We start from the raw sequence: 11,438 nt of genomic DNA, 5'->3' as shown, positions 1-11,438 counted from the left end.
AAAAATGAAATCAGTATTAATTACAGGTGCCAATAAAGGCATCGGCCTGGAAACGGCAAAACAACTGTCAGACAAAGGATTGCTCGTCTATCTGGGAAGCAGGGATATTGAAAAAGGAAATGCTGCAGTGAAGGAATTACAGGAGAAAGGATTTGAAAACATCAGGGCAATACAGGTTGATGTTACCAAGGAGGAAACAGTGATGAAAGCCCGGGATATCATTGAAAAAGAGCAGGGCAGACTGGATGTTCTTATAAATAATGCCGGGATCAGCGGAGTGGTCACGCAGAATGCGGCTGAAACCTCTGTAAAGCATTACAATGAGGTGTTTAATGTTAATTTATACGGTGTTGTGCGTGTTACCCAGGCATTTATCGGTCTGCTGAAGCAGTCTGAAGAACCGGTAATCGTCAACGTAAGCACCAGTGTAGGTTCACTGTCATTGCAGAGCAATCCGGAATGGCCGGCATATGATTATGGGAAATATGCAGTATATGCTTCATCCAAGGCCGCTATGAATATGTATACCGTTCACCTGGCTTATGAATTACGAAATGCGGCAATCAGGATAAATGCAGTCTGTCCGGGGTATACGAAAACGGACTTTACCGGCTACAATGGAGGCGAGGTTGAAGAAGCCGGTAAGCGCATCGTCAGGTATGCTTTAATAAGGCCGGACGGCCCGACAGGAAAATTTTTCAGCGAAGAAAGCAATCCGGAGACAGGGGAGATCCCTTGGTAAAAATTGCTATGCGCTGCATCCCATTCCGGCTTACGGAATAACAGATCAGTACAGGTGCGGTGCGGTAATCGGGTATAACTGAATTTTAAGTTGAGGATGATTGATTTACTGCTGATGATATATTCTATGGTCATATATCCTGAAAGCTGTACCAGGTGATTTACTGCATAGGTAAATTCAGGCGGAATCCGGGCGATCATCTTCCTTTAAGATTAACGGTAAATACATATCAGATACTGATATTGTGAAACCTTCTGTTTGAAAAACCCATATTGGTGCATCAGGACCTTTGAAAACCGTTTATTATTTTATTGATTATGATTACTGTTATTATTACTGTTTTAATTACAGTGTCCTTAGCATGCTCAATAATACAGTCGATATAGGAAATTCCAGATTTTTTATCTCCATATTAATATTATTTATTGAATTATTTTCTACAAAAAATACCACAAAGCAGGATCTTTGACTCCGAAGGTATCAGATTTGTATCTATTGCCGTACAAACCATTTAATTAAATAGATAATATGAAAAAGACAGACACTCAGGATGGAAGAGCAGCACGTAAAGTTACTGCAAAATCTTCCGCTGCAGAAGGCCTTAAAGAACTGTTCATTGATGAACTTAAAGATATTGTCTATGCAGAAAGAGCTTTGCTGAAAGCACTTCCTAAAATGGCTAAGAACGCAAGCGAGCCGAAGCTTGCCGCTGCTATCGAAGACCACATTGCCGTTACGGAAGGCCAGGTTCAGAGGCTGGAAAAGATTTTTGAAATACTCGGGGAATCCAACCGGGGAAAAAAGTGCGATGCCATGGAGGGGCTGATTAAAGAAGGGGAGAGTATTATGGAAGAAACCGAAGAAGGCCCGGTACGTGATGCGGGAATTATCTCTGCCTCACAGAAAATAGAACATTATGAAATAGCATCTTACGGTACGCTGGCTGCGTTTGCAAGAACACTTGGTGAGGAAGAAATCGCCTCACTGCTGGAAGCCACACTGGCGGAAGAAAAAGAAGCGGACGCATTGCTGACTGAATCTGCATACAACTCAATCAATTTTGAAGCGGCTGACGAAGATCAGGACCAGGAATAAATTTAATCACACACGAGGCAGGCTGCATATTGCAGCCTGCTTCCATTTAAATTATAAGATAAATTAAATATGAATAGTAAAACTATTTTCAGAATTATTCCCATGGTCGCCGCCCTTGCATTTTCAGGTGCATCGGCACAGCGCGGTACCCCTCCGGGAGATGTTACTAAAATTACGCATTCCACCAACTATCCGGAACATCTTGATTTTGTTCCCGAAATGGTAAAGCTCCTGAAAGTACCTGAAGGATGGGAGGTTTCCGTAGCTGCCTCAGGACTTGGGAAGCCAAGGATGCTGTACCATACGCCCAACGGAAACATATACATTACGCGCCGTGATACGGGAGATGTTCTCCTTTTGAAAGATACCAATAATGACGGCAAATTTGATGATATCAGAACCGTAGTGGCAGAATTCAAGGGAGTTCACGGAATTACCATGAAAGACGGATGGATGTACCTCTGCAACAATAATGAATTGCGGAGGTATAAAATGAATACCGACGGCACACTGAGCGGTAAAGAAATGCTGTTTAAGGACATGCCGAGCGCCGGCCAGCACCCGAACAGGACCATGGATTTCGGACCGGACGGCAAGCTGTACATTTCTATTGGAACCCTTTGCAATGACTGTAAGGAAAGCGACCGGGAGGCAGCCACTATGGTACAGGTTGACCCGGCTACCTGGAAAAGGACCATTTTTGCATCAGGCCTCCGGAATACCATCGGTTTCGACTGGCATCCGCAGACCAATGAATTCTGGGCAATGGATAACGGCGGTGATGCTAAAGGAGACGACTGGCCGCCTGAGGAACTGAACCAGATCAAAGAAAACAAAAATTACGGCTTTCCTTTTGTATACGCAAAAAGAGAGATTGACGAAAGCAGGGAAGACCCGGCAGGTGACAGCAAAGAAAAGCTGGCAGAAAATACCGAGCCTTCCGTAATGGAGTTCCAGGCGCATATGGCACCGATCGGATTTCAGTTTTTTCCTGCTGGTTCGCCATACAGCGGGGATGCCCTTGTTAACTGGCACGGATCCTGGAACCGCAGCAAGCCTGTAGGCTTTAAAGTACAGCGTATAAGGTTTGTCAACGGCAAGCCGGTAGGCGCAGAGGATTTCCTGACAGGTTTCCTTAAAGGCAAAACAAGGTTCGGCCGGCCGGCCGGGATAGCAATTGCCTCATCCGGCACAGTGTATATTTCCGATGATGCAAACGGCATTTTGTACAGTATCAAAAAAAAATAAGAACTTTATGAAAAAAATAATAGTATGCGCGCTATTCGTAGGATGTGCTTCGGCCATTCCGGACCAGCCTACAGCGAGAATAGAATTTAACGCACCTGAAGCCTATCCTGAAGGAATTGAGTACAACAGCAATTCGGATACTTATTTTGTTTCTTCAGCAAGACTTGGAAGTATCGGCAAAGTAACGCCTGCCGGTGCTTACAGTACCCTGATCAACGATCCGACATTCAAATCAAGCTACGGCATCAGAATGCATCCGGACGGTAAACGCCTGTTTGCCTGCATCGGGGATGCCAATTACAGCAAGTTTACTTCACCGGAGACGCGTAAAAAAATGGCCCGCCTGGTAGGTATTGACATAGCAACAGGAAAAAAAACGGATGATATTGATCTTGCAGGATTGGTTCCGGGAGAACATTTTGCGAATGATATTGCTTTCGACAGCCAGCAGAATGCTTATGTTACCGACAGTTTTGCCAACGTGATTTATAAAGTAACACCTGGCGGCAAGGCATCTGTTTTTGCAGACAGTCCGCTCTTTAAAACAAAAGGCATCGGGCTGAACGGAATCGTCTATCATCCGTCCGGTTATCTGCTTACCGTAAGCAGCGGTACAGGGACCTTATATAAAATTGATCTCAGTAATCCTAAAAATGTGGCGAAAGTAGCCACAGAACAGTTTTTTCTTAACGGCGACGGATTGCTGCTTACTGATAGTCAGAAACTTGTAGTGGTGCAGAACGGTGGCAGCGATAAAATTTATGAGCTGACCTCAGAAGACAACTGGTCTTCTGCAAAACTGTCTGCATCCACCTTGGCGGCTGACCGTTTTACTTATCCGTCTACGGCTACAAAAACCAAAGACAAGATTTGGGTAATGAATGCCAAATTTTCAGAACTGACTGACAGTACTTCTGTCCCTTCCAGGAAATTTGCCATCCAGCATGCACGGCTGATGCCGCTGCCAAGATAAAAAAGCAGGTTATTTTTTTATAATAGATTAAGGTAGGGAATTTTCTCTGCCTTTTTTATTTTTTCAGATTAAACAATCTGTTATTGTTTAATGAAAATAATTAGTCCTGTTAAGAGGCGAGTGTGTGCCAGCGATGTGCGCAATACCTGCACTGCTTTGCATAAGGCGTTCTTGCAAGCCCGTTGCATTTCGGGCATTTATTCAGAAAAACTTTTTCAGGTGTTTCTTTCATAATGCGTACGGCTACATTTAATTCAAATTCCTCATATCCGTTTTTAAGAAATTCTTTTATTTCAGGTTTTTCACTGATCCAGCCTCGGTCAGTCATTATTTTTCTTAATTTATCATTACCGTCACTTTTATATGTATATAGATGGTATTTTAATGCCAGATCTTCATCAGCTGTCATCAGGTTCCTGAAATATGTGATGATATAGCCTGCTGTTTCTTTATCCATAATCTGTTAAAATCTGCTTTGATCCATTGAAAATCATTTCACTGCCATAAAGTTAAGCAGTATTTATCCAACCTGATAATGTTGATGAATTTGTTATCGGTTTAATTTTAGGCACAATTTATATCAGAAAGTTTGGTACAGCATTTGAAATTTATCTGTTCTAAATAATTATCAACAATAAATGATTATGATCATGAAAAAAATAATTCTTTTGGGGATTTTGTTATCAGGAGCTTTCACCATTACAGATTGCACAGCAAATAAAACAGCTCAGTCAACGGCTGCAGATGACGAGATGATTATATCTGCAAGCGGAACCATTACCCATATCGAAAATGGAAAAGATGGTTATATGGCAACCATCAGAGATGCTAACGGAAAAGAATATACGGCAACCATCAGCATTGTGAACCTTCAGAAAAGCGGAAGTATCTACAAACGTTATCAGATAGGGGATGCCATTACCGTAAAAGGCCCTTCCTGGAATGACGATCAGGGAAGAATATACATTACTGCAGAAAAACTGAATTAAGATAACATCAGATAAATTATCTTCCTTATATCAGGGTGATCATTTATTGCATGTAGGCTGGTGAAATATGCTATCAAGCAATATTGTCAATATACAAAAAATATTTACTCAATATTCAGTACTGTTAAAAACAGAGCAGTATAAATACAGGACACGGAATTAAAGTTTCTGTTATCACCAGACAAATTATAATGTAGTATGAACTACCCCGGTACTTTATTTTTCTGCTGTAAATAATGTGCTCTGTTAATTTGATTTTGATTTTAAAGACTAAGAATTATGATAGCGGAAAGACAGGTTTATTCTGAATAAGGCATCCGAAGCTATGCAAGGAAACCTTACGCTGATAGTAGTGGAAGAAAAGTCAATCAGAACAAAATATGATCAATAATTTTTTCAGATCCTGAATGAAGAATACTGTACAATGAATAAAGGCATGATCTTGAGGCTTGAAATTTTTTTACATGAATTTCAGACTCTGCTGCCTGCCACTAACTATGCTTTAGCTTAAAATTAAAAATCCTTATAGGGACTAAAATAAAAAAACAGCTGTCTACCGACAGCTGTTAACATTAATAAATTTATTTTACCTATTCTTTTAAGATTTTCTGGGTAACCGGCTTGTTGTTAACCGCTCCTGTAACAATATAATTTCCTTTCTGCAATTCTGAAATATTTAATGTTTCATTAGCCTTCACAGAAGAAGTTTTAATCAACTGGCCGGAAAGGGAGTAAATCTTAACATCTTTCACTGCTGACCCGAATACAATTTCATTATTTTTTACTAGAGAATTCCTGATGAAATCATATTGTGTAGAACTGGTATAAAGATCTTTCACCGCCAGTGTACCTGCCTGCGGAGAAGCAAGGGCAACGGTAAAGTCCACTGTATTATTATTGCTGTCCCCGGAAACCCTATTAATTGAATTTAATATCGTTGGGGAAGGCGCAGCTCCTGATCCTTCATACTGATTCGCCAGGCCATATCCTACAAAATCCAGGACATTTGAGGCAGCAGGGCCCGTAACCTGTATCGTATTGCTTGCCAGAGCCACTTTTCCCGAAGTAAAGGCAATACTTAATCCTACACCTACCAAAGGATTCGACCCGTTAAAATTCAGGACTGTGTTTACAACAAGATTGGGATTAACAAGGTTAATAATTCCGCCGCCGTCCGAACCTTCCTGAATCAGATAGGTCTGTCCCGGAGCCAAAGTAATATTCGGCAGGGTATGGTACTGGGTAAATGCACCGGAAGCAGGCCCGTATTGTATGGTGGCACCCGTAAGAGAAGATGTTGAAGACCCGATATTCTTCAGCTCTATGAAATCATTGGTCAGCGTGGCGCCTAAAATTCCACCTCCCGTATAAATTTCATTAATGACAATCTGAGCATTGGAAAATGCAGCTATCGAAACAAGTCCGATAAAAGTAAATACTTTTTTCATAATGATGATATTTGGTGATTTAATTAATTGTATACAAAATAAGTACCGAATTCACAGCAAAAGGATATATTTATTTCATTATTTAATAAATGAATTAACCTTATAAAATTTGATAGATTATAGTAATAATTAATTTGATATCCTTAGTTCAATAGATGTAATTGTATATAATATATCAACATAATCAGTTTTTGATGCGATTTGCATGAATTAAGGCTTAGAAAATTATAAATGCACTCAAAGCAAAATTTTTAACTATATTCTTATCAAAACTGGAGTTCAGGTGCTTAATCACATCAGAAATTATTGGAAAATTATAACCTTTGAAAAATTGTTTTATTAAAATGAATTTAGACAGGTTTCGGATCCAATGGATATCAACCTTAATTTTTGCCCGCCTCAATAACAGGATACTTTAGTACAATGTCATTGTTAAGGACCAAACTAAATTATTGATATGGGAATACAAGCCTTATAAAATATGTTCTCTGTAATCTGCATACAGTCTTTGCAGTCGCCGGAAGGAAATTCGGGATGGATTTTCAGCTAAAGCGCGGCGTTCCCTGTTACAGTTTAAAGTTAAAGAGGAACCATAGTAGCGGAAAATTCAAAACCCGGACTGAAATTATTTAAAAAGACGTCCTTGAAATGGTGGAAATGATTTGAACGGCATCTTTGCTAAAGTCGGTTAAAAAGGAAGCTAAAAATGAAATGCGGCAGCTGGTGTCGGGAGAAAAAGAAAATTATATCAATTATTACAACGGACTAACCTTTACGTTTCATTATACTTAATATGATTATCAAATTCAGGCTGTTTAATAATGGATCAGGCCTGGCAACAATCTATAAAAACTGTAAAGTGTTGGCCACATGATGAATCTCTAAACCCATCATATATATAATAAAGACATTACCTGCAAATCAAGGATAGTTTTAAAACGGCAGGAAGCGGCGGTTTCGCCATCAGTATAAATCGAAAGCTAAAACCTATTTAAATTACATTATTTCAATAAGCCATAGAAGTTATGTTCCGGATTGTTGAAATAATCAAAATAAGGCATAAACAATACTCCGGCTGCTTTAGGACAGCCGGAGTATTGTTTGTTTATAATGGTAATGGGTATTTATTAACGATGTCTTACTCCTTTATGATGATAGTTAACATCTTTGTTTACAGACTGGTAGTTCTTGGAAAGGTTTTCTGCAGAATTGTTGTAAGCATTTACAGAAGTATTATTCTGCTCTGGTATAGGTTTACTGAAACGTACCTCTTTACCGTTTTTATACGCTTTATTGTCAGATGTACGGTACAGCTGGTTTTCCTTATAGGTATTTCCGTCAGGAGCAGTGAAGGTTTTTACTCTGTTTTTATTTTTATTTCTGTTTCTTAAGCCCCAGATCAACGTTCCCGTGCCTAACAAGGCCAATGCTAATTTTATCTTGCTGTTCATAATATATTGTTTTAAATGAGTAATAATTCTTTTGTAAATTAAGTTAAATTATTGGCATTCATTAATTAAGGCTGCCCGCTTCCTCCTGCGGCCCCGTAAATATGCCCTGTGGTGAAACTTGCATCATTGGCAGCAAGCTGTACAAAAATAGAAGCCAGCTCAGCAGGCTGCCCTGGTCTTCCCAGAGGCGTATCGTCTCCGAATTTCACCAGGTTTTCCTGGGTCTGTCCGCCACTTACTTCTAAAGCTGTCCATACCGGTCCCGGAGCTACGCCGTTTACCCGTATTCCTTTAGGTCCCAGCTGCTTGGCAAGGGATTTTACATAACTTGTGGTTGCTGCCTTGGTCTGTGCGTAATCATACAGGTTTTCAGAAGGGTCATATGCCTGGACGGATGAGAGCCCGATAATAGATGATCCCGGTTTAAGATGGGGCAGAGCAGCTTTTGTGATCCAGAACGGTGCATATACATTGGTTTTCATCGTCCTGTCAAATGCTTCGGTACTGATGTCGAGAATAGACTCATTGGTTTTCTGGTGTCCTGCATTATTGATCAGGATATCCAGCCCGCCGAGCTGCTGCACTGCCTGCGAAACCAATCTTTTACAGAATGCCTCGTCCCTGATGTCCCCCGGAATCGCCACTGCTTTGCGGCCTGCCTTTCGGATCAGCTCAATGACTTCTGCTGCATCGGATTCTTCTTCAGGCAGGTAATTAATAGCTACATCAGCACCTTCACGCGCATAGGCAATGGCTGCAGCACGGCCTATCCCGGAATCCCCGCCGGTAATCAGTGCTTTTCTTCCCATTAACCTTCCGGATCCGATATAGCTTTTCTCGCCATGGTCCGGCACAGGATCCATTTTACCCGCTAATCCGGGAAACGGCTGAGACTGACTTTTAAAAGGCGGCCTTGGGTATTTGGTAGTGGGATCGGTAAGGTCCGGACCGGTAGTATTTCGTACTTTTTGATTCTGCGGCTGTGACTGCGCCAGCGCGCCTGGAGCGACAGCAGCAACAGCAAGGGTAGCCGCTATTTTTCCAATCGCATTTCTTCTTGTGATTGTTTTTTCCATAATATTAAACTTTGTGGTGTGGTAGGCCGTTCGTCAGCCGCTACAGTATCATAGCAATGAACATTCCAAGCTTGGAATATCATGTATCTTTTTACCGTAAATGTGATTTGGCTTCCGGAATTTTATTATTATATGGACTGATATATAAATAATTACAATGCTTTAGCCACGGCGGCAAGATAGTTGCAGAATTTTAACCACCAAATTATTACAGATATGAGTCTAGCATTAACTGAAGACCCTGAAACGGTATTTAAAAGCAATCATATGAACCATTTTCTCGAAGATGTTCTTACAGGCCTCCGAAGCAACCCCAAACATTTATCTTCTAAGTATTTTTATGATAAGACCGGAGACGGCCTGTTTCAGAAGATAATGGCAATGCCGGAATATTACCTTACCCGTTGTGAGCTGGACATTTTCCGGAATAAAACCGGGGACCTTGCCAATCTCATCAATGCGTACGGCAGTGCTTTCGACCTTATTGAGCTGGGAGCAGGTGATGCGATGAAATCTGCCTTTCTATTGAGGCATCTCAATGAAAAAGGAGCCGACTTTACCTATATGCCGATTGACATATCCGGGAACATCCTTTCCGTGCTTAAAGAAAATCTGAATAAAGAACTTCCTCAACTTGATATTATCCCATTGGAAGGAGAATATTTTGAAATGCTTGAAAAAGCATCGGCCATGTCATCTAAGCGAAAGGTAATTTTATTTTTAGGAGGCAATATCGGGAATATGAGCAGACAGGAAGCGGAAGACTTCTGTAAGCAACTGTATCACCTGTCAGATCCTCAGGATATTCTGCTAATCGGTTTTGATTTGAAGAAGAATCCCCATACAGTGCTAAATGCCTACAATGACCCGGGAGGGGTGACAGCAGCCTTCAACCTGAATCTTCTTTCAAGGATCAACCGTGAGCTGAAAGGGAATTTCAATCCGGATTATTTTCAGCATTATGCAACGTATGATCCGGTTACCGGAGCCTGCCGGAGCTTTCTGATAAGCCTTGTTAATCAGGAAGTACTGATTTCCGGTGAAAGAATTATATTTGAAGAAAATGAAATCCTTGATATGGAAGTCTCACAGAAATTTTCAATAGATGAAATACATCACCTTGCAGAGCATACAGGCTTTAAGGTAACAGGAGAAATTACAGATTCCAAAAACTGGTTTGTCGACAGTATCTGGAAAAAAGGTCATCTTAAAACCGATGTTTATGGAAAATAATACAATAACGGATCCTCTTATTAAGCGGTTTCATGATATCCGAAGGCATACGGCAGAGATCTGTGCACCGCTGGAAATAGAAGATTATGTAGTACAGCCGGTGGTAGATGTAAGCCCTCCGAAATGGCATCTAGGACATACCACATGGTTTTTTGAGACCTTTATCCTTCAACATTATGATCCTTCTTATAAAGTATTCGATTCTCAGTATAATTTTGTGTTCAACAGCTACTATGAAACCATCGGTGCACGTGTAATCCGTACTGACCGCGGGAACCTGAGCAGGCCTTCCGTGGCAGATGTTTACAGGTACAGGAAATATGTAGATGAAAAAATGGCTGAATTCCTGGAAAGTGAATATATGGCCGGTGCTGTTGAGCCTCTGCTCGAACTTGGACTGAACCACGAACAGCAACACCAGGAACTGCTTATGACCGATATCAAATATATTCTGGGGCATAACCCACTGTTTCCGGTCTATAAACCTGATGGGAAAAGCAATACTGAAAGGGTGCAGGAAAACCTTAAGATGCTGCCGTTTTCTGCAGGGATCTATGAAATCGGGTTTTCAGGTACGGGATTCTGTTTTGATAATGAACTTGGGAGGCATAAAGTCTATGTTGATGACTTTGAGATCTCGGAACATCCGGTTACCAATGGTGAATACCTGGAATTTATAGAAGCAGGTGGATACACGGACTTCAGGCACTGGCATGCGGATGGCTGGAACTGGGTACAGCAGAAAAAGATGGTTTCGCCTTTATACTGGCATTTTATTAACGGGGCATGGATGATGTACACCTTAAGCGGCTTACAGGAAATAAATCCTGATGAAGAACTCTGCCACGTAAGTTTTTATGAGGCTTCAGCTTATGCATCATGGAAAGGGCTGCGCCTTCCGACAGAAGAGGAATGGGAGATCGCTTCTCCGGATTTTAAATGGGGCAAACGCTGGGAATGGACCAACAGTGCCTATCTTCCGTATCCGGGCTTTAAAAAAGAACCGGGCGCAGTAGGAGAGTACAACGGGAAATTTATGGTCAACCAGATGGTTTTGCGCGGCGCTTCTGAAGCTACTTCCAAAGGACATAGCCGGAATACGTACCGGAACTTCTTTCCGGCAGAACTTCAGTGGCAGTTCTCGGGAATCAGGCTGGCGAAATAATTCATTATTCCTTTATCT

Annotated in this window: 11 protein-coding genes; 7 read left to right on the top strand and 4 right to left on the bottom strand. The window is 41.2% G+C overall.

Annotation, left to right across the window (positions count from 1 at the left end; all coding sequences use genetic code 11):
• Positions 1-4: 4 nt before the first annotated feature.
• From SD427_RS11565 to SD427_RS11550, 4 genes are all read left to right on the top strand, one after another.
• Complete coding sequence (locus SD427_RS11565; RefSeq protein WP_320557954.1) at positions 5-742, top strand: SDR family oxidoreductase; 738 nt, start codon at positions 5-7, stop codon at positions 740-742.
• A 528-nt stretch (positions 743-1,270) separates the two neighbouring features.
• The gene (locus SD427_RS11560; RefSeq protein ID WP_320557953.1) at positions 1,271-1,837 is read left to right on the top strand and encodes a ferritin-like domain-containing protein; all 567 of its coding nucleotides are present in this window, start codon (positions 1,271-1,273) and stop codon (positions 1,835-1,837) included.
• Positions 1,838-1,906: 69 nt separating this feature from the next.
• Positions 1,907-3,085 (top strand): PQQ-dependent sugar dehydrogenase, encoded by a 1,179-nt coding sequence (locus tag SD427_RS11555; RefSeq protein ID WP_320557952.1) that lies wholly within the window; start codon positions 1,907-1,909, stop codon positions 3,083-3,085.
• A gap of 7 nt (positions 3,086-3,092) precedes the next feature.
• A complete protein-coding gene (locus SD427_RS11550) occupies positions 3,093-4,058 on the top strand; it encodes a gluconolaconase (RefSeq protein ID WP_320557951.1) in 966 nt (321 codons plus the stop codon).
• A 109-nt stretch (positions 4,059-4,167) separates the two neighbouring features.
• Here SD427_RS11550 and SD427_RS11545 read toward each other — a convergent pair whose 3' ends face one another.
• Positions 4,168-4,515 carry a hypothetical protein gene (locus SD427_RS11545; protein WP_320557950.1) on the bottom strand — a complete coding sequence of 116 codons (348 nt, stop codon included), beginning with the start codon at positions 4,513-4,515 and terminating at the stop codon, positions 4,168-4,170.
• Positions 4,516-4,708: 193 nt separating this feature from the next.
• On the opposite strand from SD427_RS11545, the gene SD427_RS11540 reads away from it, so the two are divergent.
• Positions 4,709-5,047 (top strand): hypothetical protein, encoded by a 339-nt coding sequence (locus SD427_RS11540; protein ID WP_320557949.1) that lies wholly within the window; start codon positions 4,709-4,711, stop codon positions 5,045-5,047.
• 590 nt (positions 5,048-5,637) lie between these two features.
• On the opposite strand, the gene SD427_RS11535 is transcribed toward SD427_RS11540, so the two are convergent.
• From SD427_RS11535 to SD427_RS11525, 3 genes are all read right to left on the bottom strand, one after another.
• The gene (locus SD427_RS11535) at positions 5,638-6,495 is read right to left on the bottom strand and encodes a lamin tail domain-containing protein (protein ID WP_320557948.1); all 858 of its coding nucleotides are present in this window, start codon (positions 6,493-6,495) and stop codon (positions 5,638-5,640) included.
• 1,127 nt (positions 6,496-7,622) lie between these two features.
• A complete protein-coding gene (locus tag SD427_RS11530) occupies positions 7,623-7,946 on the bottom strand; it encodes a hypothetical protein (RefSeq protein WP_320557947.1) in 324 nt (107 codons plus the stop codon).
• Positions 7,947-8,011: 65 nt separating this feature from the next.
• The gene (locus SD427_RS11525) at positions 8,012-9,022 is read right to left on the bottom strand and encodes an SDR family oxidoreductase (protein ID WP_320557946.1); all 1,011 of its coding nucleotides are present in this window, start codon (positions 9,020-9,022) and stop codon (positions 8,012-8,014) included.
• 216 nt (positions 9,023-9,238) lie between these two features.
• Here SD427_RS11525 and egtD point away from each other — a divergent pair, with 216 nt between their 5' ends.
• Positions 9,239-10,255, top strand: a complete 1,017-nt coding sequence (gene egtD, locus SD427_RS11520) for an L-histidine N(alpha)-methyltransferase (protein WP_320557945.1) — start codon at positions 9,239-9,241, stop codon at positions 10,253-10,255.
• Positions 10,245-11,420 (top strand): ergothioneine biosynthesis protein EgtB, encoded by a 1,176-nt coding sequence (egtB, locus tag SD427_RS11515; protein WP_320557944.1) that lies wholly within the window; start codon positions 10,245-10,247, stop codon positions 11,418-11,420. Before egtD ends, egtB begins: the two co-directional genes overlap by 11 nt.
• Positions 11,421-11,438: the final 18 nt, after the last annotated feature.

The organism is Chryseobacterium sp. JJR-5R, from assembly GCF_034047335.1.
Lineage (GTDB): Bacteria > Bacteroidota > Bacteroidia > Flavobacteriales > Weeksellaceae > Chryseobacterium.
Note: the sequence above shows the minus strand (reverse complement) of the source record. Positions and strands in the feature narration are given on the sequence as shown.

What these genes read in the sequence shown, in the direction of transcription:
- SD427_RS11550 (WP_320557951.1), top strand. Translation starts at nt 3,093, where the DNA reads ATGAAAAAAATAATAGTATGCGCGCTATTCGTAGGATGTGCTTCGGCC.
- SD427_RS11555 (WP_320557952.1), top strand. Translation starts at nt 1,907, where the DNA reads ATGAATAGTAAAACTATTTTCAGAATTATTCCCATGGTCGCCGCCCTT.
- SD427_RS11535 (WP_320557948.1), bottom strand. Translation starts at nt 6,495, where the DNA reads ATGAAAAAAGTATTTACTTTTATCGGACTTGTTTCGATAGCTGCATTT.
- SD427_RS11540 (WP_320557949.1), top strand. Translation starts at nt 4,709, where the DNA reads ATGAAAAAAATAATTCTTTTGGGGATTTTGTTATCAGGAGCTTTCACC.
- SD427_RS11545 (WP_320557950.1), bottom strand. Translation starts at nt 4,515, where the DNA reads ATGGATAAAGAAACAGCAGGCTATATCATCACATATTTCAGGAACCTG.
- SD427_RS11525 (WP_320557946.1), bottom strand. Translation starts at nt 9,022, where the DNA reads ATGGAAAAAACAATCACAAGAAGAAATGCGATTGGAAAAATAGCGGCT.
- SD427_RS11560 (WP_320557953.1), top strand. Translation starts at nt 1,271, where the DNA reads ATGAAAAAGACAGACACTCAGGATGGAAGAGCAGCACGTAAAGTTACT.
- SD427_RS11530 (WP_320557947.1), bottom strand. Translation starts at nt 7,946, where the DNA reads ATGAACAGCAAGATAAAATTAGCATTGGCCTTGTTAGGCACGGGAACG.
- egtB (WP_320557944.1), top strand. Translation starts at nt 10,245, where the DNA reads ATGGAAAATAATACAATAACGGATCCTCTTATTAAGCGGTTTCATGAT.
- egtD (WP_320557945.1), top strand. Translation starts at nt 9,239, where the DNA reads ATGAGTCTAGCATTAACTGAAGACCCTGAAACGGTATTTAAAAGCAAT.
- SD427_RS11565 (WP_320557954.1), top strand. Translation starts at nt 5, where the DNA reads ATGAAATCAGTATTAATTACAGGTGCCAATAAAGGCATCGGCCTGGAA.